This window comes from Herbaspirillum sp. WTB6 (assembly GCF_057457785.1).
The window spans coordinates 1,352,351-1,371,402 of record NZ_CP176522.1 but is presented as its reverse complement, the minus strand read 5'-3'; the positions used below and the strand labels follow the sequence as shown (position 1 = coordinate 1,371,402).

Here is a 19,052-nt window from a genome sequence, read left to right as displayed (position 1 = left end):
GCGCCGTTCGTTGATGAAACGTAATGGCGGGCGAGCGGAACCACCATTTGAGCGATTCATTTATCAGGAAGTCATCATGAAAACCTTTTCCGCTAAAGGCCACGAGGTCAAGCGCGAGTGGTTCGTGATTGACGCGACGGACAAAGTCCTCGGACGTGTTGCCAGCGAAGTGGCACTCCGGTTGCGCGGCAAGCACAAACCCGAATTTACTCCGCACGTCGATACCGGCGATTTCATCGTCGTGGTCAATGCCGGCAAGCTGCGTGTGACCGGCGCCAAGTCGACCGACAAGGTCTATTATCGTCACTCGACCTATCCGGGCGGCATCTATGCCACCACGTTCGAGAAGATGCAGCAGCGTTTTCCGGGTCGCGCGCTGGAAAAGGCGGTCAAGGGCATGCTGCCCAAAGGGCCGCTTGGCTACGCGATGATCAAGAAGCTGAAGGTGTATGCCGATGGTTCGCATCCGCACGCCGCGCAGCAACCCAAAGCACTCGAACTCTAAGGAACGGACATGATCGGTAACTACAACTACGGAACCGGCCGTCGCAAGAGTGCAGTGGCGCGCGTGTTCATCAAATCCGGCTCGGGCCAGATCGTCGTCAACGGCAAACCCGCGGCCGAATATTTTTCGCGCGAAACCGGCTTGATGGTAATTCGCCAGCCGCTGGAGCTGACCAACAATGTCGAAACCTTCGACATCATGGTCAACGTCAACGGCGGTGGCGAGTCCGGCCAGGCCGGTGCGGTGCGCCACGGCATCACGCGCGCGCTGATCGATTACGACGCGACGCTGAAGCCGGAACTGTCGAAGGCCGGCTTCGTGACCCGCGATGCGCGCGAAGTCGAGCGTAAGAAAGTCGGTTTGCGCAAGGCGCGTCGCGCCAAGCAGTTCTCCAAGCGCTAATCCGGATTTTCGGACCATCGAAGAACCGCCGGGCTTGCGCTCGGCGGTTTTTTGCTTTGTTTTTCGCTTTTTCTGCGGCTGTTAAAATCCAGATTTGCACGTGGTGCAGAGGAAAATCATGATCAAGGTCGGAATCGTAGGCGGCACGGGTTATACCGGGGTCGAGTTGTTGCGCCTGTTGGCGACCCACCCGCAAGCGGAACTGGTGGCGGTAACGTCGCGCAAGGAAGACGGTATGCCGATTGCCGACATGTTTCCGTCCCTGCGCGGCCGCGTGACGCTGGCGTTTTCCAGTCCCGATAAGGCGCGCCTGACCGATTGCGACGTGGTGTTCTTTGCCACCCCGCACGGGGTGGCAATGGCGCAGGCGCCGGAATTGCTGGCGGCCGGAGTCAAGGTGATCGACCTGGCGGCCGACTTCCGCCTGCAGGACGCGGCGGTCTTTGAAAAATGGTATGGCATGCCGCATTCCTGTCCCGATCTGCTGCGGGAGGCGGTGTACGGCTTGCCGGAAGTGAATCGGCGCGCGATCGCCGAAGCGCGCTTGATCGGCTTGCCGGGTTGCTATCCGACCTCGATGCAGCTCGGTTTTGCGCCGCTGCTGGCGCAGGGCAAGGCGCTGGTGCGGGAAGCCAGCCTGATCGCCGACTGCAAATCGGGCGTGTCCGGGGCCGGGCGCAAGGCGGAAATTTCGACCCTGATGGCGGAGGCGTCGGATAACTTCAAGGCTTATGCGGTCAAGGGGCATCGCCACCAGCCGGAAACGGTGCAAGGCCTGCAGGCGATCGCCGGCAACGATCCGGCGCGCAGCATCGGGCTGACCTTCGTGCCGCACCTGGTGCCGATGATCCGCGGCATTCATTCAACCCTGTACGCGACGATATTGCCCGAGGCGCGCGATACCGATTTTCAGGCACTCTATGAGAATTACTATCGGGAGCAGGCGTTTGTCGACGTGATGCCGGCCGGCAGTCATCCGGAAACCCGTTCGGTGCGGGCCTCGAACATGTTGCGCATCGCCCTGCATCGGCCAGGCAACGGTGATTTGCTGGTGATTCTGGTGGTGGAGGACAACCTGGTGAAAGGCGCCGCGGGGCAGGGCGTGCAATGCATGAACATCATGTTTGGCCTGGATGAAGCCACCGGCCTTGCGCATGTGCCGGTGCTGCCGTGAGTGGCGCACATCACCACCCGGCGCGCACGCCAGCGGGCTGACGCATGAAATATACCTTGCGCCGGCGGCCGTCATCGGCGCCGCGGATGGCCATCAAGAGCCGGCTGTCGTGGCCGCTGAAGGCCGTGCTGGCGGTACTGTTGCTGGGAGTAGCCGTGGTCATCGCGCTCTGGGCTTACCGGATGGGACGCGACTTTTCCGGCTTTGATCCGGCGGCGACCAGAGAGCAGGTTGCGGAATTGGCGCAACAAGTGAAAGGGCTGGAATTGGAGCGCGACCGTTTACACAGTAGCGTCGATGCCAGCGAGAGCAAGATCGCCATCGAGCGCGCGGCCCAGCAGGAACTGGCGGCTCAGATCAAGACGCTGGAAGCGGAAAACGTCAAACTGAAGGAAGATCTGGCGTTTTTCGAGAGCATGTTGCCAACCGGAACCGGTACCCAGGATGTGGCGATTTCCCGGCTGGAGGGCGAACTGGTGGCGCCCAACCGCCTGCACTATCGGCTGCTGGTGCGGCAAAAGGTGCGGCAACAGGGGTTTCGCGGCAACCTGCAACTGTCGTTGACCGTGTTGCAGCATGGCGCGACGACGGTATTGCAGTTTCCGCAGGCGGATGCCGCAGATACCGATAAATACCGGCTCGAATTCAAGTATTATCAGCGGGTCGAGGGTGTGTTAAGCGTGCCGGAAGGCGCCGTGATCAAGGCGATATCGGCGCGCGTATTCGAGCAAGGCAAACAGCGCGCCCAGCAATCGGCCAACCTCTAGAGGGGGAACAGCATGTTCGGACGCAAATCCAGGGATACCATCGATAGCCTGATCGGCAGTTCGACCAGCATCGAAGGCAATCTGCGCTTTCGCGGCGGCTTGCGGCTCGATGGCCAGGTCAAGGGCGATGTCATCGCCGAGCCGGGCGAGCCCAGCATGCTGGTGATTTCGGAGCAGGGCCGGGTCGAGGGCGAAGTGCGGGCCGCGCACCTGATCGTCAATGGCCAGATCGTCGGCGCGGTATACGCGGCGGAAGTGCTTGAATTGCAGCCGAAAGCCCGCATAACCGGAGATGTCCACTACAAGGCGCTGGAAATGCACGGCGGCGCCCAGGTATCCGGCAAGCTGACGCATGATCAGAACGAGGAGCCGCTATTGAAGCTGGCTGCGGCCAGCACCCCTTCCAGGCCCGCTTGAGGGCTATACTGGAATCATTGAATCACTTGGCAGGAGAGCGAAATGAACGCTGTTGTACAAACCCAGGATGAAATGCCGGCGCCGATCGTCTTTAGCGACAGCGCGGCCAACAAGGTGGCGCAACTGATCGCGGAAGAGGGCAATCCCGATCTGAAATTGCGGGTGTTCGTGCAGGGCGGCGGCTGCTCGGGTTTTCAGTATGGCTTCACCTTCGACGAAGAGGTCAACGAAGACGACACCACGATGGTCAAGAATGGCGTGCAGTTGCTGATCGATTCGATGAGTTACCAGTACCTGGTCGGGGCCGAGATCGACTACAAGGATGACCTGGAAGGCGCGCAGTTCGTCATCCGGAATCCGGGGGCTGTTTCGACTTGCGGCTGCGGTTCATCGTTTTCGGTGTAGCCTGGTCTGCCGCGCCGGCCTGCCTGGCCGGCGCGCTTCACGGGAGGACGCTCCGGCGTCCTTTTTTTTGCCTGATCGATTCTCATAGCAGCGGGAGTATGGCAAAAAATCGCAAAATCCCGCAATATTTCTGGCGGTATCCAAGAATACTCCCAGGTGTTGCGGGCTGCTGTCTTGGTGGTGTCGCGTGTTTCAGCGCGCCGGATACAGCGCACCCAGAATCCGCGGGCCGCGGGCTCCGGTCACGGCGGGCAGGTTGCCCGGGTGGCGGCAGTCGAAACGGTAGGCCAGCCAGGCGAAGGCCAGCGCTTCGACCTGTTCCGGCGCGATCCCCAGCGCATCCGTAGTCTCGACCGCCGCCGCCTGGCCGCGGGCCGCCAGCGCTGCGGCCAGTTGCCGCAGCAGGTGGCGGTTGCGCGCGCCGCCGCCGCAGACGTACACGGTTTGCGCCCCGGCCGCATGGGTGGCGATGGCATCGGCGATGGTGCCGGCGGTGAAGGCCGCCAGAGTCGCCTGGACGTCGGCCGCGGCGGCCGGCGGCAACGTCGCCAGCTTGGCGTCCAGCCAGGCCATGTGAAACAGGTCGCGGCCGGTGCTCTTGGGCGGCGGCAGCGCGAAAAAGGTTTCCTCGCGCAGTCGCTGCAGTAGCAGCGGCAACGGTTGGCCGCTGGCGGCCCAGGCGCCAGCGTCGTCGTAAGGCTGCTGTCGGTGGCGCATGATCCAGCCGTCCAGCAGCACGTTGCCGGGGCCGGTGTCGAAGCCGGTTACCGCAGCCGCGCCGCCGGTAGCGGGCAGGATGCTGAGGTTGCCAATGCCGCCGATGTTCAGCACCACGCGCGTCTCGTGAGTGCTGCCGAACAGCGCCTGATGGAAGGCCGGCACCAGCGGCGCGCCCTGGCCGCCGGCGGCGACGTCGCGGCTGCGAAAGTCGGCGATGACGTCGATCCCGGTCAGCTCGGCCAGCAGCGCCGGCTGATTGGACTGGCGGGTATAGCCGAGCTCGGGCCGGTGGCGGATGGTTTGGCCGTGCACGCCGATGGCGCGGATCTGATCCGGGCCCAGCCGCGCCTGCCGCAACAGAGCATCGACGGCGGCGGCATACAGCCGGGCCAATTCGATCGACGCCATTGCTTCGCGGTGGATTTCATCGCTGCCGGCAGCCTGCAGTGCCAACCAGGCGTCGCGCAGGGTGCCCGGGAAGGGGACATGCGCGGCGGCGAGGCTGCGGATGGATTGGGCGCCGGCTGCGGGGAATTCGGCCAGCACGCCGTCCACGCCATCCAGGCTGGTGCCCGACATCAAGCCGATATAGAGGGAATGACTGGGCACCCGGGTGGGCGTGGCGGCGCTCAAGGCGGCCGGCCTTAGCGCGCGGCGACCTGGGTCGCGGCGTTCATGCCTTGCAGCAGCGCAAAGCGGTGCGTCATGTCACCCGCCACTTGGCGGAAGCGCTGCAGTTGTGCGCCGGCCAGGGCAGGGGTATTCGGCACGTCGATCGAGAGCGGGTTGCGGGCTTCATTGTTGACGCGGAATTCATAGTGCAGGTGGGGTCCGGTGGCCCAGCCGGTGGCGCCGACGTAGCCGATGACCTCGCCCTGGCTGACCTTGGTGCCGCGCGCCATGCCGCTGGCGAAGCGGCTCAGGTGCGCATACGCGGTTGAATACTGGTTCCAGTGCTTGATGACGATCGTGTTGCCGTAGCCGTTCTGGCCGCCGATGAAATCGATCGTGCCGTCGCCGGCGGCGCGTACCGGGGTACCGGTGGGCGCGGCGAAATCGACGCCCTTGTGCGCCTTCCACTGCCCGGAAATCGGGTGCACGCGCATCGAAAAGCCGGACGAGATGCGGGAAAATTCCAGCGGCGATTTCAGGAACGCCTTTTTCAGCGATTTGCCGTCGAAGCTGTAATAGCCGCCACCCTGGCCGTTTGCCGGGTCGCTGAACCAGACCGATTGGTAGGTCTTGCCGGCGTTGATGAATTCCGCGGCCAGCACGCGGCCCGAGCGCACCAGCTCGCCGCCCTGCCAGAAGGTTTCGTAGACCACGTTGAAGCGGTCGCCGCGCCGCAGGTCGGAGCCGAAGTCGATGTCGGTGGAAAACATGTCGACCAGTTGGATCGCGATCGGGTCGGGAATCTGGGCGGCGTCGGTGGCGGCAAACAGCGAGGAGGTGATGTCGCCGGACCGCATTTCCACCCGTTTTTCCAGCGCGGCCGCGACTTCCGTGACCTGGAAGCCGTTGTCGGCACGCTGGATCACCAGATTCCTGACCGGAGCGTCACGGCCGCCGGCGAGCGTGGTGCTGAGCTGCAGCAGGCTGCCGTCGTCGGCGGTTTGCACCTGTACCCGTTTGCCGGCCTTCAAGTCCAGCACGCGGCGCGCGCTGCTGTTGCCCTTGATGAAGGTGGCCGCCGCAGGGTCCTGCACGCCCAGGCGATCGAGCAAGACCGCCAGCGTGTCGCCGGCGCGGACCTTTTCTTCCCGTACGTATTGCTGCTGGCGCTGCTCGAGCGCAGCGACCTGTTCCGCCAGGCTGGGCAAATCCAGTTCTTGCGTGATCGACTTGACCGGCAGGTCGGAGGCGTCCGGCGCCATCGGCGCGACGCCGGCGGCGCCAAAGGCGCACGCCGCCAGGAACAGAGCGGACAGGGAGACGATCCGGCTCTTGCGCGACGAGCCGATCAACAGCCTGCCGCGTGAGCCTTCGCCCAGCAATTTATCTATCGAGAACATGCAATCAGTTAAAATCTGCGGTTCCGCTTCAATGCGCTTTTTTGTCGTTCTTATGGATTGATGGGCGGCAAAACGAAAAGAGCATGCATTATATCAACAGGAATTTCGGTTCTTTCCAAAAATTGACATTTGCTATACATCTATGAACGCCGATCCGCAACTCGCCTCCGCCGCCGCCAGTCCACTAACCGCCGCCGCTCCGCTGTCCGACCAGGTGCGTGCCGCGCTGGCGGTGACGCTGCGCGGCGCCGACGAGTTGCTGATCGAGAGCGAATTCGTGCAAAAGCTGGTGCGCGCCGAGCGCAGCGGGCAGCCGCTGCGGGTCAAGCTCGGGCTCGACCCGACTGCGCCCGACCTGCATCTGGGCCATACCGTGGTGTTGAACAAGTTGCGTCAACTGCAGGATCTGGGACACACGGTGATTTTCCTGATCGGCGATTTCACGTCGATGATCGGCGACCCGTCCGGCCGCAACGCCACCCGCCCGCCGTTGACGCGCGAACAGATCGAGGAAAACGCCAAGACCTATTTCGCCCAGGCAAGCCTGGTGCTGGATCCGCAGAAGACCGAGATTCGCTACAACTCCGAATGGTCGGACCAGCTGGGCGCGCGCGGCATGATCGAGCTGGCCGCCAAATACACGGTGGCGCGCATCCTGGAGCGCGAAGACTTTACCAGGCGCTTCAAGGCCGGTACGCCGATTTCGGTGCATGAATTGCTGTATCCGCTGATGCAGGGCTACGACTCGGTGGCCTTGCGCTCGGACCTGGAACTGGGCGGCACCGACCAGAAGTTCAACCTGCTGGTCGGGCGCGAACTGCAGAAGGACTGGGGCCAGGAGCCGCAGTGCATTCTGACCATGCCGCTGCTGGAAGGGCTGGACGGCGTCGAAAAGATGTCGAAGTCGAAGGGCAACTATATCGGCATCACCGAGCCGGCCAACACCATGTTCGCCAAGGTGATGAGCATTTCGGACACGATGATGTGGCGCTACTTCGAGCTGCTGTCGTTCCGCACGCTGGCCGAGATCGAGGCGTTTCGCCAGCAGGTGGCGGGCGGCGGCAATCCGCGCGACGTCAAGGTCGCGCTGGCGCAGGAAATCGTGGCCCGTTTCCATAGCCGGCAGGCGGCCGAGGCGGCGCTGGAGGATTTCAACAACCGGGCGCGCGGCGGCATTCCGGACGAAATTCCCGAAGTGCGACTGGCCGGCGCGCCGCTCGGCATCGGCCAGTTGTTGAAGCAAGCCAATCTGTGCGCCTCGACCTCGGAAGGCTTGCGCATGATCGAGCAGGGTGGGGTGCGCATCGACGGCGCGGTGATCGGCGACAAGGCGCTGAAAGTGGCGGCTGGCAGCTTCGTGTTGCAGGTCGGAAAGCGCAAGTTTGCGCGGGTGACGCTGGCGGCCTGACGACATTAACGTGAGTATGTTGTGAAAACATATATTTCTCGATCGAAAATGACATTGCATACAGGGAGTATGCAAAAAACCGCAGAGATGCGGCGGGCATGATCGCTCTGCTGCAGCGGGTTTCCGGCGCCAACGTGACGGTCGATGGCGAGGTCGTCGGCGCCATCGGGGCCGGCCTGCTGTGCCTGCTGTGCGCCGAGCGCGGCGATGGCGAGCGCGAAGCCGATCTGCTGCTGGCGAAATTGCTCGGCTACCGCGTGTTTGCCGATGCCGCCGGCAAGATGAATCGCAGCGTTGCCGAAGTCGGCGGCGGTCTTTTGCTGGTGCCGCAATTCACGCTGGCGGCCGATACCCGCTCGGGCGCGAGGCCGTCGTTTACGCCGGCGGCGGCGCCGGAACTCGGGCATCGCCTGTTCGAGTATGTCGTCCGGCGGGCGCGCCAGCGGCACCCAGTCGTCGCCAGCGGCCGCTTCGGTGCCTACATGCAGGTGACGCTGACCAACGACGGTCCGGTCACCTTCTGGTTGCAAATCAAGCCGGCCGCCGCCCCGACGCTGAACGAGGCCGCGGCTTTTCAGTCACAATGACAATCCGGGCGTGCGTCGCCGCCCACCCTTCATCTTGCCAGCCAGGAGAACAACATGAAGCTATGGAGCGATTCCTTCAAGGACGGTGATCCGATCCCGGCCGAGTTTGCGTTTGGTGCGATCGACCCGGCTCAGCACGTCAGCCTGTCCGCCAACAAGAATCCGCATCTGGCCTGGAGCGAGTGGCCGGCCGGCACCAAATCGCTGGCGCTGATTTGCCACGACCCGGACGTGCCTTCGCGCGGCGACGACGTCAACCAGGAGGGCAAGACCGTGCCGGCCGACCTGCCGCGGGTGGATTTTTTCCATTGGATGATGGTCGACATCGAGCCGCTGCGCAGCGCGATCGAGGTCGGCGAATTTTCCAGCGAGGTCACCGCGCGCGGCAAGTCCGGCCCGGAAATCCTGGGCAGCCCGCTGCCCGGCGCGCGGCATGGTCTCAACGATTACACCGGCTGGTTTGCCGGCGACGCCGAGATGGCCGGCAACTACTTCGGCTATGACGGTCCGTGTCCGCCCTGGAACGATACGATTCTGCATCACTATGTGTTTACGATCTATGCGCTGGACGTTGAACGCCTGCCGCTGACCGGCAACTTCGGCGGCGCCGAGGTGCGCGCGGCGCTGGCCGGCCACGTGCTGGACCAGGCACAGATCACCGGCACCTACACCCTGAACCCCGCCTTGGCGCCGGCGGCATGAGCGAGGTGGGCGGCGCGCGGGAAATCCTGCTGATCCGACACGGCGAAACCGCCTGGAATGCCGAGCGCCGGCTGCAGGGCCAACTGGATGTGCCGCTGAACCCGCACGGCCGGCGCCAGGCGGCGGCCCTGGCGGCGGCGCTGCGGAACGAGCCGCTGGATGCGCTATACGCCAGCGACCTGCAGCGGGCGCGGCAGACGGCCGCCGCGATTGCCGCGGTGCATAAAATGCCGCTGCAACTCGACGCCGGCTTGCGTGAACGCTGCTACGGCGCTTTCGAAGGCTTGCTGTACGACGAGATCGCCGCCCGCTTTCCGGCCGCGCATGCGGCGTGGCAAGCGCGCGCGATCGACGCCGCATTTCCGCCGGCGCCTGGAGGCGATGCACGGGCGGGCGAAACCCTGCGCGAATTTGCGCGGCGCGCGCTGGCGGCGGTAGAGCGCCTGGCCGCTGCCGCCAGCGGCCGGCGGATCGCGATCGTCACCCACGGCGGCGTGCTGGAAATGGTATACCGCTCGGTGCGCGCGATCGGCCATTTGCCGGCGCGCGACTTCGAGATTCCGAATGCCGGCGTGAACCGGCTGGTGCGCGACGGCGGTGGCTGGCGTATCGACTCCTGGGCCGATGTCGCGCACCTGCGGCAACTGGCGGTGCTGGATGAAATCGACGCCTGAGCGGCTTTGCAATCAAAGCGAACACTGTGTTGCTTCGCCTTGCCGTGCACCAGCACTGTCTGCGGCTTCGCGCCTTGTTCTCACTTTGATTGCGAAGCCGTATGAGCCGTCCGTGTTTTGCTTGCTGTCCTGAGATTTTTCCCGCGTGAACATCGGTCCCTATACTCTTCGCAACAACGTCTTCGTGGCGCCGATGGCCGGCGTCACCGATCGCCCGTTCCGCCAGTTGTGCAAGCAGCTCGGCGCCGGCTACGCGGTGTCGGAAATGGCGGCCTCCAACCCGCGCCTGTGGGCCTCGGAAAAGACCGCGCGCCGCATCGACCACGCCGGCGAGATGGAGCCAAAGGCGGTGCAGATCGCTGGCGCCGATCCGGCCATGCTGGCCGAGTGCGCACAATTCAACGTCGAGCGCGGCGCCCAGATCATCGACATCAACATGGGCTGCCCGGTGAAGAAAGTCTGCAACAGTTGGTGTGGCTCGGCCTTGCTGCAGGACGAGGCGCTGGTGGGGCGGATCCTGGCGGCGGTGGTCGGCGCCGTGCCGGTGCCGGTCACGCTCAAGTTCCGCACCGGCTGGGACCGCCAGCACAAGAACGCGCTGACGATCGCCAGAATCGCCGAGGACAGCGGTATCGCCATGCTGACGCTGCACGGCCGCACTCGTGCCGACGGCTACGGCGGCGCGGCGGAGTATGAAACCATCGCGGCGGTGAAGGCGGCGGCCTCGATCCCGGTGGTGGCCAATGGCGACATCGCCACGCCGCAGCAGGCGCGCGCGGTGCTGGCAGCGACCGGCGCCGACGCGGTGATGATCGGCCGTGCGGCGCAGGGGCGGCCCTGGATCTTTCGCGAGATCGCGCATTTCCTGCGCACCGGCAGTCTGTTGCCGCCGCCGCCAGTGGCCGAAGTACGGCAATTGATGGCCGAGCATTTGCGCGCGCACTACGCGTTTTACGGCGAATATCTCGGGGTGCGCACCGCGCGCAAGCACATCGGCTGGTATGTGCGCGACCTGCCCGGCGGCGAGGCTTTTCGCCAGCAAATGAACCGGCTGGAAGACTGCGAACTGCAACTGCGCGCGACCGATGACTTTTTTGAGTCGCAATTGGCGCACGGCGAACGGTTACAATACTGCTTGGCACAACCGCCGCTAGCGGCCTGACCCGGGCCGCGCCAAACCGTCGGACAATACGAGCATGAGCAAAGACACCATCCAGGACGTTGTCAAAAAAAGCCTTGAAAAATATTTCAAGGACCTGGGCGAACAAGTACCAACCAACGTCTATGAAATGGTGATTGCAACCGTCGAAAAGCCGACGCTGGAAGCGGTCATGCTGCGCGCCGACGGCAACCAGTCGCATGCTGCCGACATGCTCGGCATCAACCGCAATACGCTGCGCAAGAAACTGCAGCAGCACGGCTTGCTGTGAGCCCGGCCAGGCTGGCGCCTGCCTGCGCACCCCTTGTCCGGTCCGTTCCGCCCGATTCTTCCATCCTGCCTTTTTCATCATGATCAAACAAGCACTCCTTTCGGTCTCGGACAAAACCGGTGTCCTGGAATTCGCGCGCGCGCTGCGCACCCTGAACGTCACGCTGCTGTCCACCGGCGGCACCGCCAAGCTGCTGGCCGATAACGGCGTGGAAGTGACCGAAGTGGCGGATTACACCGGTTTTCCGGAAATGCTGGACGGCCGCGTCAAGACCCTGCATCCGAAGGTGCACGGCGGCATCCTGGCGCGGCGCGACCTGCCGGAGCACGTGGCGGCGCTGGCCCAGCACGGCATCCCGGCGATCGACATGGTGGTGGTCAACCTGTATCCGTTCCAGCAGACCGTCGCCAAGGACCAATGCACGCTGGAAGACGCGATCGAAAACATCGACATCGGCGGCCCGACCATGCTGCGTTCGGCGGCCAAGAACCACAAGGACGTGGTGGTGCTGTGCGATCCAGCCGACTATGGCCGCGTGCTGGCGGAAATGCAGGCCAACAACAATGAGATCGGCTACGACACCAAGTTCGAACTGGCGAAAAAGGTGTTCGCGCATACCGCGCAATACGACGGCGCGATCACTAATTATCTGACCGCGCTCGGTCCCGAGCGCCAGCACGCCACGCGCAGCGCCTATCCGCAAACGCTGAACCTGCATTTCGAAAAAGTGCAGGACATGCGCTACGGCGAGAATCCGCACCAGTCGGCCGCCTTTTACCGCGAGTTGGCGCCGGCCGCCGGCCTGCTGGCCAATTACACGCAGTTGCAGGGCAAGGAACTGTCCTACAACAACATCGGCGACGCCGACGCCGCCTGGGAATGCGTTAAGACCTTCGCCGACACCGGCAGCGCGGCCTGCGTGATCGTCAAGCACGCCAATCCGTGCGGCGTCGCGGTCGGCGCCGATCCGCTGGAAGCCTACAGTAAGGCCTGGCAGACCGACCCGACCTCGGCCTTCGGCGGCATCATCGCCTTCAACCGCGAACTGGACGGCAAGGCGGCCGAAGCGGTGGCCAAGCAGTTCGTCGAAGTGCTGCTCGCGCCATCGTTTACCGCCGAGGCCAGGCAAGTGTTCGCAGCCAAGCAGAACGTGCGCCTGCTGCAAATCCCGCTCGCCGATGGTGTGAATGCCTTCGATTGCAAGCGCGTCGGCGGCGGCCTGCTGCTGCAGTCGCCGGATGCGAAGAACGTCGCCGCCGCCGAACTGAAGGTGGTCAGCAAGAAGCAGCCGACGCAGCAGCAGTTGCAGGACCTGATGTTCGCCTGGCGCGTCGCTAAGTTCGTCAAGTCGAACGCGATCGTGTTTTGCGGCAACGGCATGACGCTGGGCGTCGGCGCCGGCCAGATGAGCCGCGTCGATTCGGCTCGCATCGCGTCGATCAAGGCGCAGAATGCCGGCCTGTCGCTGGCCGGCTCGGCGGTGGCCTCGGACGCCTTCTTCCCGTTCCGCGACGGCCTGGACGTGGTGGTGCAGGCGGGCGCCACCTGCGTGATCCAGCCGGGCGGCTCGATGCGTGACCAGGAAGTGATCGACGCCGCCGACGAGCAGGGCGTGGTGATGCTGTTTACCGGCGTGCGGCATTTCCGGCATTAGACATACTCCAATAGCTATCGGCTTATTCCGGGCGTATAGGGGCGGAAAACACCCTATACCCCAGCTAAACTGCGGAGGCGCATGAAAATCCTCGGCATCGACCCCGGCTTGCGCACCACCGGCTTCGGCGTCATCCGCACACACGGCAACCAACTCGCCTACGTCGCGTCCGGCACCATCAAGACGCCGGACGCCGATTTGCCGCTGCGCCTGAAAACCATCCTCGATGGCGTCGCCGAAGTGATCCGCAGCTATGCGCCGGATTGCGCGGCGATCGAGAAAGTGTTCGTCAACGTCAATCCGCAATCCACGCTGCTGCTGGGGCAGGCGCGCGGCGCTGCGATCTGCGCGCTGGTTGGCGCCGACTTGGCCGTGGCCGAATACACCGCGCTGCAGATCAAGCAGGCGGTGGCCGGCCACGGCAAGGCGCAGAAGCGGCAGGTGCAGGAGATGGTGCAGCGCCTGCTGGCGCTGCCCGGCCTGCCCGGCACCGACGCCGCTGATGCGCTCGGCGTGGCGATTTGCCATGCCCATAGCGGCCCGGCGCTGGCCACGCTCGGCGCCTTGGCGCCGGCACTGGCGAAGAAGGGCTTGCGGGTGCGCGGCGGGCGCCTGATCGGCTGATTGGATGGCCAAATCAAGCGCACTTGGTTGGTTCGCGTTCCCGGCTGATTTGGAAATCGAATAAGCTGGCGCCTGCGCTTTCACCCACTCATTTTTCAAGGTCCCTGCCATGATCGGCCGCCTGTCCGGAATCCTGCTGGAAAAAAATCCGCCGCAACTGATCGTCGATTGCAACGGCGTCGGCTACGAGGTCGATGTGCCGATGAGCACTTTCTACAACCTGCCGGCGCTGGGCGAACGGGTTGCGCTGCTGACGCACATGGTGGTGCGCGAGGATGCGCAACTGCTGTATGGCTTCGGCAGCGCCAGCGAGCGCGACGTGTTCCGGCAGTTGATCAAGATTTCGGGCGTCGGCGCCCGCACCGCGCTGTCGATCCTGTCGGGGATGTCGGTGGCCGATCTGGCGCAGGCCATCACGCTGCAGGAAGCGGGGCGCCTGACGCGGGTGCCGGGCATCGGCAAGAAGACCGCGGAACGCCTGCTGCTGGAGCTGAAGGGCAAGCTTGGTGCTGATCTGGGCGTGGCCGGCGGCGCCCAGGCGCCGGATGCTGGTGTCGATATCCTGAATGCGCTGCTGGCGCTGGGATATTCCGATAAGGAGGCGCTGTTGGCGCTGAAGCAGGTGCCGAAGGAGGCTGGCGTTTCGGATGGCATCAAGCTGGCGTTGAAGGCGTTGTCGAAGGGGTGAGGCGTTGGCTTTCGATGCTATTGCGATGAGTGATTCATCTTCAACCTGTCGTTCCCGCGCAGGCGGGAACCTAGCGGCGTTCGTTGCTAATTGAATCCGTTACTACTTCGTGGTGACTGGCCGGGGGTAGCCCGGCAGCTACTTACTTTTCTTGTCTCGCCAAGAAAAGTAAGCAAAAGAAGGCGACCGCGAGGACGCTGCCCTGCGGGTTCCCGCTGCTGCGGCGCCAAAATCGGGAAATGAAACCAACTCGCTGCGCTCAAACATGTTTCATTTCTGATCCGATTTCGGCGTCGCAGCAGCGGCAGCGTCCAAGCGGGGGCACGTCAACAGCAACAGCAACGGCAACTTCAAAAGCAGAAGTGGAGCCGCTAACTCGTTCGATGTCGGCCACGCACTTCTGGGCTGCGCCAGCGGCGCGCGCCTTCTGCATTACAATCCCCGCATGAGCATCCAAACCGACGATTTCAGCGAACAGCGCATCATCGCCGCCACCCCGGCCTCGGCTAACGAAGAGGCGGTCGAGCACGCGCTGCGGCCCAAGCAACTGGACGAATACATCGGCCAGGAAAAAATCCGCGACCAGTTGCAGATCTTCATCACCGCCGCCCGCCAGCGGCGCGAAGCGCTCGACCACACGCTGCTGTTCGGCCCGCCCGGGCTCGGCAAGACCACGCTGGCGCACATCATCGCGCGCGAAATGGGGGTCAACCTGCGTCAGACTTCGGGCCCGGTGCTGGAGCGCGCCGGCGACCTGGCGGCGTTGCTGACCAACCTGGAAGCCAACGATGTGCTGTTCATCGACGAAATCCACCGCCTGTCGCCGGTGGTGGAGGAAATTCTGTACCCGGCGCTGGAGGATTATCAGATCGACATCATGATCGGCGAGGGGCCGGCGGCGCGTTCGGTGCGGCTCGACCTGCAGCCGTTCACGCTGGTCGGCGCCACCACGCGCGCCGGCATGCTGACCAATCCGCTGCGCGACCGCTTCGGCATCGTCGCCCGGCTGGAGTTTTACACGCCGGCCGAACTGGCCAGGATCGTCAGCCGCAGCGCGCAATTGCTGAATGCGCCGATCCATGCCGACGGCGCGCTGGAAATCGCCAAGCGTAGCCGCGGCACGCCGCGCATCGCCAACCGCCTGCTGCGCCGCGTGCGCGATTACGCCGAGGTGAAAAGCAACGGCGACATCACGCGCGCCACCGCCGACGCCGCGCTGGTGATGCTGGACGTCGATCCGGTCGGCTTCGACGTCATGGACCGCAAGCTGCTGGAAGCGGTGCTGTTCAAGTTCAACGGCGGCCCGGTCGGGCTCGACAACCTGGCGGCGGCGATCGGCGAGGAGCGCGACACCATCGAAGACGTGCTGGAACCCTACCTGATCCAGCAAGGCTATCTGCAGCGCACCCCGCGCGGCCGGGTGGCGACGCCGGCCGCATATGCCCATTTCGGTGTGGCGGCGCCGCGCAGCGGGCCGAACGGGGAGTTGTGGCAGGCTTAGCCAATGCAGATTTGGATGTGGCGCGGAATCTGCGCCGCCACCGGACTTCAGTCGCGCACCGCCCCGGCTCGCATACTCCTCGATAGATAATTGATTACCGCTCGCAAAATATACGGAATTTCAATATACTCCGTAATATTTTGCCATTTGACAATTTCCTGTGAGGCGAGCCTGGGACGCCGCGGCTGGCCCGCCGAACCGATTTCTGCATCGCCATGAAAAGAGCCGGATCAATCACCCGCTGGCGCCTGCTGCTGCTCGCACTGACCTCGCTGCTCGGCGCTTGCAGTTCGATGCACTACCAGGTCAACGCGCCGCTGGCCGTCCATGTGCCGGAGCAGGGCTACCGCCTGGATACCCTGCAAACCGTGCCTGGCACGGACGAAGGGCTCTTCATGGCGGTGCTGTTTTCCGGCGGTGGCGCACGCGCGGCGGCACTGGGTTACGGCGTGCTGGAGGAACTGGCGCGCTATCGATTCGGCGCGCCGGACAAGGCCAGGCGGCTGTTCGATGCAGTCAGCGTGGTCTACAGCGTCTCCGGCGGCTCGATGCTGGCGGCCTATTACGGCTTGAAGGGGGAGGGTGTGCTGCACGACTTCGAGCACCGCTTCCTCGATCACAACCTGCAGGACAAGATCATCGGCAGCGTGATCTCGACCGCCAACCTGTGGCGCCTGAGTTCGCCCCGCTTCGGCCGTTCCGACCTGGTCGAGGAGCAACTGGATGATGCCTTGTTCGACGGCGCCACCTTCGACGACTTGCTGCGCAAACGCAAGGGGCCGTTTGTGGTCATCAGCGCCACCGACATGTCCTCGGGCGCGCGCTTCGACTTTACCCAGTATTTCTTCGACCTGCTGTGTTCGGATCTGGGCAAGTTTCCGATCGCGCGTGCGGTCGCGGCCTCGAGCGCGGTGCCGCTGGTGTTTTCGCCGGTAACGCTGTGGAACTACGCAGGCGATTGCGGTTACCGGGTGTCCGAGCCGCTGCTATCGGCGTCGACCCAGTCGGAGCACAGCGTGCGGGGGCGAGCGGCGCGCATCCTCAGCAATCGGCTGCTGGGCTACCTGGAGCGCGACAAGCGGCCGTACGTGCATTTGCTGGATGGCGGTTTGTCGGACAATTTAAGCATTCGCGGCATCATCGACACCGCGACACTGATCGATACCGACGCATTCAAACAGCGCCTGCGGCTGGAAAATACCACCAAGTTCGTCGTACTGCTGGTCAATGCGCAGAACGACGTCAACCACACGATCGACCAGAGCGCCGACGTGCCGGGTTTTGGCGCGGTGGTGCGGGCGATCGGCGATATCCCGATCAATCGCTACACCGAGGAATCGGAACTCATGATGCAAACCACGGTCGAGCGCTGGCGCGCCAACGCCCGCAGAGTGGCGCAGGAAGGCGGCACGACGCCGCCAGCCCTCTATTACATCCAGGTCGGCCTGAGGGACCTGCAGGATGCGGCCGAGCGCGAGGCGCTGCTGAATGTCCCGACCACCCTGTACTTGCCGCAAGATTCGGTGCAGCGCCTGAAACGGGCGGCGGCGGCGCTGCTCAACAATTCAACCGATTTTCGTCGGCTGGTGGATGACTTGTCTGCTACCCGCGATGCCGCTGCGCCGGGCCGCCGGCAAGCGGCGCCGATCATGCCGCTGGCGGCGGACGTCGCCACCGTTCCTGCGGATCGCTGACCCCGCTCCCGGCACGAAGAACATCGAACACCACCCGCGGGTGGCGTTTTGCGTGCCGACAATATGCCGGCGGCCGGCAATTGGCCAAGCTGCGATCAGGAACCCGATTTGCCGGATTGGCCCTGATTGGCCAGCAGTGCTTCGCGTTTTACTGCGTCGCGGCTGCGGGTACCCGCAAACTGGATCGGCTCGGCGCCGTCGCGGGCCATGGTTCCGGTGCTGCGGTCGGCATAGGCCTGGTTCAGCTCGGCAATCACTTCGGCGCGGGTTTTGCCGGGGACGGCCTTGCCGGCAAGCTGCACGTTCTCGGCGCCGTCGCGCTGCATGGTCGCGATGCTGCCGTCGGCATACGCCTGGTTCAGTTCGGCCATCACTTCGGCGCGGGTCTTGGTCGAGACGAAATTGGCGTCGGCGGCAATCCATTCGGTTTGCTGGGCGAGGGCAGCACCGGTGGCGGCCAGCAGGGCGGCGGCTGTGATCAATTGTTTGGTATTCATCTTATTTCTCCACAAAATTAGGATTGACTCTGGAACCGGCGCGTCACGCATCGCGCAGGACGCCGGAAGCCTCAGTCGGTGAGTCGGGCTTGTGCGCTCATCGATGAAACACAGTCTAGTTGTTGTGTTTGTCGGGATAAATAGGAATAATCACAAGATACTATTTCTTAAATCGAAATAATAAGGGGTTGCAAAAATGGATCGGCTGCAGTCCATGCGGGTGCTGGCCAAGGTGGTCGAGCAAGGCAGTTTCGCCGGAGCGGCCCAGATCATGGGCATGTCGAACGCGGTGGCGACACGCCACATTGCCGATCTGGAAAGTCATCTCGGCGTGCGCCTGTTGAATCGCACCACCCGCAAGTTGTCGCTGACCGAGCCCGGTCAGGCGTATCTGGAACGGGTGCGCGGCATCCTGCTGGACATCGACGACGCCGAAGCGGTCGTGTCGTCAAATGCCCAGAAGACCACCGGCACCTTGCGCATCTACGCGCAGCTCGGTTTCGGCGAGGTGCAACTGGCGCGCTTGTTGCCTTTGTATGCGCAAGCCTATCCAGACGTGGTACTGGACGTGACGCTGTCGGACCGGGCCGTGGATCTGGTGGAGGAAGGCTTCGATGTCGGCATTTTCGCCGGCTTGCAAAAGTTCGATGCCAGCATGATCGCCCGTAAGCTCGGTTCCTCCGAAATCAGCCTGTGCGCGGCGCCGTCGTATATTGAACGGCGCGGCGCGCCGCAAAAGCCGGAGGACGTGAGCCGGCATGAATGCCTGAATTTTGCCTATGAGCAATTACGCAACCATTGGTGGGTGGACAGCCCGGACGGCACCATCAATATCCCGATCAACAGCAAGATGATTTCCAACAACGGCGAATTGCTCCGCCAGTGCGCGCTGGCCGGCATGGGGATCGTGATCCGTGCCTCGTTCGCGCTGGGCGACGATCTCAGCGCGGGCCGCCTGGTGCGGCTGCTGCCCGCTTACCGGCTGGGTAAGGTGGCGGTGGTGATGGTCTATCCGAGCCGCCACTTGCTGGCAGCCAAGGTTCGCAGTTTTACCAATTTCATGAATGCGCGCTTTCCCCATCCGGAATCCGACCCCTGGCTGCTGGGCGGCGCCGAAGTGCCGGCGGTGGCGCCTGCCTAATCCATGCCTGCGGCGCCCCTTGTGCAAAAATTCATCGTCACGGACAATGC

21 protein-coding genes are annotated in these 19,052 nt (G+C 63.9%); 18 read left to right on the top strand and 3 right to left on the bottom strand.

Going from position 1 to position 19,052, the window contains the following annotated elements; all coding sequences use genetic code 11:
* Nucleotides 1-76: 76 nt before the first annotated feature.
* The 6 genes from rplM to erpA all read left to right on the top strand — a co-directional run bounded on the left by rplM (nt 77) and on the right by erpA (nt 3,670).
* The gene (rplM, locus tag ACK2VC_RS06345; protein ID WP_486732763.1) at nt 77-505 is read left to right on the top strand and encodes a 50S ribosomal protein L13; all 429 of its coding nucleotides are present in this window, start codon (nt 77-79) and stop codon (nt 503-505) included.
* 9 nt (nt 506-514) lie between these two features.
* On the top strand, nt 515-907 hold the full coding sequence (gene rpsI / locus ACK2VC_RS06340; RefSeq protein ID WP_486732762.1) for a 30S ribosomal protein S9: 393 nt from the start codon (nt 515-517) through the stop codon (nt 905-907).
* 118 nt (nt 908-1,025) lie between these two features.
* Nucleotides 1,026-2,081, top strand: a complete 1,056-nt coding sequence (argC, locus tag ACK2VC_RS06335) for an N-acetyl-gamma-glutamyl-phosphate reductase (protein WP_486732761.1) — start codon at nt 1,026-1,028, stop codon at nt 2,079-2,081.
* A 44-nt stretch (nt 2,082-2,125) separates the two neighbouring features.
* The gene (locus ACK2VC_RS06330) at nt 2,126-2,848 is read left to right on the top strand and encodes a DUF6776 family protein (protein ID WP_486732760.1); all 723 of its coding nucleotides are present in this window, start codon (nt 2,126-2,128) and stop codon (nt 2,846-2,848) included.
* 12 nt (nt 2,849-2,860) lie between these two features.
* Nucleotides 2,861-3,265, top strand: coding sequence for a bactofilin family protein (locus ACK2VC_RS06325; RefSeq protein WP_486732759.1), 405 nt, complete (start codon nt 2,861-2,863; stop codon nt 3,263-3,265).
* A 42-nt stretch (nt 3,266-3,307) separates the two neighbouring features.
* A complete protein-coding gene (gene erpA / locus ACK2VC_RS06320) occupies nt 3,308-3,670 on the top strand; it encodes an iron-sulfur cluster insertion protein ErpA (RefSeq protein ID WP_486732758.1) in 363 nt (120 codons plus the stop codon).
* Between the two features lie 192 nt (nt 3,671-3,862).
* On the opposite strand, the gene ACK2VC_RS06315 is transcribed toward erpA, so the two are convergent.
* Nucleotides 3,863-4,969, bottom strand: coding sequence for an anhydro-N-acetylmuramic acid kinase (locus ACK2VC_RS06315; protein WP_486733182.1), 1,107 nt, complete (start codon nt 4,967-4,969; stop codon nt 3,863-3,865).
* Nucleotides 4,970-5,034: 65 nt separating this feature from the next.
* Nucleotides 5,035-6,402, bottom strand: coding sequence for a peptidoglycan DD-metalloendopeptidase family protein (locus tag ACK2VC_RS06310; RefSeq protein WP_486732757.1), 1,368 nt, complete (start codon nt 6,400-6,402; stop codon nt 5,035-5,037).
* Between the two features lie 142 nt (nt 6,403-6,544).
* On the opposite strand from ACK2VC_RS06310, the gene tyrS reads away from it, so the two are divergent.
* The 11 genes from tyrS (at nt 6,545) to ACK2VC_RS06255 (ending at nt 17,364) form a co-directional block, all read left to right on the top strand.
* The gene (gene tyrS / locus ACK2VC_RS06305; RefSeq protein ID WP_486732756.1) at nt 6,545-7,810 is read left to right on the top strand and encodes a tyrosine--tRNA ligase; all 1,266 of its coding nucleotides are present in this window, start codon (nt 6,545-6,547) and stop codon (nt 7,808-7,810) included.
* Nucleotides 7,811-7,908: 98 nt separating this feature from the next.
* Nucleotides 7,909-8,397 (top strand): D-aminoacyl-tRNA deacylase, encoded by a 489-nt coding sequence (gene dtd, locus ACK2VC_RS06300; protein ID WP_486732755.1) that lies wholly within the window; start codon nt 7,909-7,911, stop codon nt 8,395-8,397.
* A 54-nt stretch (nt 8,398-8,451) separates the two neighbouring features.
* Nucleotides 8,452-9,099, top strand: coding sequence for a YbhB/YbcL family Raf kinase inhibitor-like protein (locus ACK2VC_RS06295; protein ID WP_486732754.1), 648 nt, complete (start codon nt 8,452-8,454; stop codon nt 9,097-9,099).
* Nucleotides 9,096-9,773, top strand: coding sequence for a histidine phosphatase family protein (locus ACK2VC_RS06290; protein WP_486732753.1), 678 nt, complete (start codon nt 9,096-9,098; stop codon nt 9,771-9,773). Before ACK2VC_RS06295 ends, ACK2VC_RS06290 begins: the two co-directional genes overlap by 4 nt.
* A 145-nt stretch (nt 9,774-9,918) precedes the next feature.
* Entirely contained in the window at nt 9,919-10,935 is a 1,017-nt protein-coding gene (gene dusB, locus ACK2VC_RS06285) for a tRNA dihydrouridine synthase DusB (protein ID WP_486732752.1), read from the top strand.
* Between the two features lie 34 nt (nt 10,936-10,969).
* Nucleotides 10,970-11,203 (top strand): Fis family transcriptional regulator, encoded by a 234-nt coding sequence (locus ACK2VC_RS06280; protein ID WP_486732751.1) that lies wholly within the window; start codon nt 10,970-10,972, stop codon nt 11,201-11,203.
* Nucleotides 11,204-11,282: 79 nt separating this feature from the next.
* Nucleotides 11,283-12,857 carry a bifunctional phosphoribosylaminoimidazolecarboxamide formyltransferase/IMP cyclohydrolase gene (gene purH / locus ACK2VC_RS06275; protein ID WP_486732750.1) on the top strand — a complete coding sequence of 525 codons (1,575 nt, stop codon included), beginning with the start codon at nt 11,283-11,285 and terminating at the stop codon, nt 12,855-12,857.
* A gap of 81 nt (nt 12,858-12,938) precedes the next feature.
* On the top strand, nt 12,939-13,481 hold the full coding sequence (gene ruvC / locus ACK2VC_RS06270; RefSeq protein WP_486732749.1) for a crossover junction endodeoxyribonuclease RuvC: 543 nt from the start codon (nt 12,939-12,941) through the stop codon (nt 13,479-13,481).
* 109 nt (nt 13,482-13,590) lie between these two features.
* Nucleotides 13,591-14,169, top strand: coding sequence for a Holliday junction branch migration protein RuvA (gene ruvA / locus ACK2VC_RS06265; RefSeq protein WP_486732748.1), 579 nt, complete (start codon nt 13,591-13,593; stop codon nt 14,167-14,169).
* A gap of 445 nt (nt 14,170-14,614) precedes the next feature.
* Nucleotides 14,615-15,670 (top strand): Holliday junction branch migration DNA helicase RuvB, encoded by a 1,056-nt coding sequence (gene ruvB / locus ACK2VC_RS06260; RefSeq protein WP_486732746.1) that lies wholly within the window; start codon nt 14,615-14,617, stop codon nt 15,668-15,670.
* Between the two features lie 215 nt (nt 15,671-15,885).
* On the top strand, nt 15,886-17,364 hold the full coding sequence (locus ACK2VC_RS06255) for a patatin-like phospholipase family protein (RefSeq protein WP_486732745.1): 1,479 nt from the start codon (nt 15,886-15,888) through the stop codon (nt 17,362-17,364).
* A gap of 95 nt (nt 17,365-17,459) precedes the next feature.
* Here the strand turns inward: ACK2VC_RS06255 and ACK2VC_RS06250 are convergent, their stop codons facing one another.
* On the bottom strand, nt 17,460-17,861 hold the full coding sequence (locus ACK2VC_RS06250) for a DUF4148 domain-containing protein (RefSeq protein WP_486732743.1): 402 nt from the start codon (nt 17,859-17,861) through the stop codon (nt 17,460-17,462).
* A gap of 196 nt (nt 17,862-18,057) precedes the next feature.
* On the opposite strand from ACK2VC_RS06250, the gene ACK2VC_RS06245 reads away from it, so the two are divergent.
* Nucleotides 18,058-19,002 carry a LysR family transcriptional regulator gene (locus tag ACK2VC_RS06245; RefSeq protein ID WP_486732742.1) on the top strand — a complete coding sequence of 315 codons (945 nt, stop codon included), beginning with the start codon at nt 18,058-18,060 and terminating at the stop codon, nt 19,000-19,002.
* Nucleotides 19,003-19,052 lie beyond the last annotated feature (50 nt).

What these genes read in the sequence shown, in the direction of transcription:
- ACK2VC_RS06295 (WP_486732754.1), top strand. Translation starts at nt 8,452, where the DNA reads ATGAAGCTATGGAGCGATTCCTTCAAGGACGGTGATCCGATCCCGGCC.
- ACK2VC_RS06250 (WP_486732743.1), bottom strand. Translation starts at nt 17,861, where the DNA reads ATGAATACCAAACAATTGATCACAGCCGCCGCCCTGCTGGCCGCCACC.
- tyrS (WP_486732756.1), top strand. Translation starts at nt 6,545, where the DNA reads ATGAACGCCGATCCGCAACTCGCCTCCGCCGCCGCCAGTCCACTAACC.
- erpA (WP_486732758.1), top strand. Translation starts at nt 3,308, where the DNA reads ATGAACGCTGTTGTACAAACCCAGGATGAAATGCCGGCGCCGATCGTC.
- purH (WP_486732750.1), top strand. Translation starts at nt 11,283, where the DNA reads ATGATCAAACAAGCACTCCTTTCGGTCTCGGACAAAACCGGTGTCCTG.
- rpsI (WP_486732762.1), top strand. Translation starts at nt 515, where the DNA reads ATGATCGGTAACTACAACTACGGAACCGGCCGTCGCAAGAGTGCAGTG.
- ACK2VC_RS06290 (WP_486732753.1), top strand. Translation starts at nt 9,096, where the DNA reads ATGAGCGAGGTGGGCGGCGCGCGGGAAATCCTGCTGATCCGACACGGC.
- ruvA (WP_486732748.1), top strand. Translation starts at nt 13,591, where the DNA reads ATGATCGGCCGCCTGTCCGGAATCCTGCTGGAAAAAAATCCGCCGCAA.
- dtd (WP_486732755.1), top strand. Translation starts at nt 7,909, where the DNA reads ATGATCGCTCTGCTGCAGCGGGTTTCCGGCGCCAACGTGACGGTCGAT.
- ACK2VC_RS06330 (WP_486732760.1), top strand. Translation starts at nt 2,126, where the DNA reads ATGAAATATACCTTGCGCCGGCGGCCGTCATCGGCGCCGCGGATGGCC.
- ACK2VC_RS06315 (WP_486733182.1), bottom strand. Translation starts at nt 4,969, where the DNA reads ATGTCGGGCACCAGCCTGGATGGCGTGGACGGCGTGCTGGCCGAATTC.
- ACK2VC_RS06280 (WP_486732751.1), top strand. Translation starts at nt 10,970, where the DNA reads ATGAGCAAAGACACCATCCAGGACGTTGTCAAAAAAAGCCTTGAAAAA.
- ACK2VC_RS06255 (WP_486732745.1), top strand. Translation starts at nt 15,886, where the DNA reads ATGAAAAGAGCCGGATCAATCACCCGCTGGCGCCTGCTGCTGCTCGCA.
- ACK2VC_RS06325 (WP_486732759.1), top strand. Translation starts at nt 2,861, where the DNA reads ATGTTCGGACGCAAATCCAGGGATACCATCGATAGCCTGATCGGCAGT.
- ACK2VC_RS06310 (WP_486732757.1), bottom strand. Translation starts at nt 6,402, where the DNA reads ATGTTCTCGATAGATAAATTGCTGGGCGAAGGCTCACGCGGCAGGCTG.
- argC (WP_486732761.1), top strand. Translation starts at nt 1,026, where the DNA reads ATGATCAAGGTCGGAATCGTAGGCGGCACGGGTTATACCGGGGTCGAG.
- rplM (WP_486732763.1), top strand. Translation starts at nt 77, where the DNA reads ATGAAAACCTTTTCCGCTAAAGGCCACGAGGTCAAGCGCGAGTGGTTC.
- ruvC (WP_486732749.1), top strand. Translation starts at nt 12,939, where the DNA reads ATGAAAATCCTCGGCATCGACCCCGGCTTGCGCACCACCGGCTTCGGC.
- ruvB (WP_486732746.1), top strand. Translation starts at nt 14,615, where the DNA reads ATGAGCATCCAAACCGACGATTTCAGCGAACAGCGCATCATCGCCGCC.
- ACK2VC_RS06245 (WP_486732742.1), top strand. Translation starts at nt 18,058, where the DNA reads ATGGATCGGCTGCAGTCCATGCGGGTGCTGGCCAAGGTGGTCGAGCAA.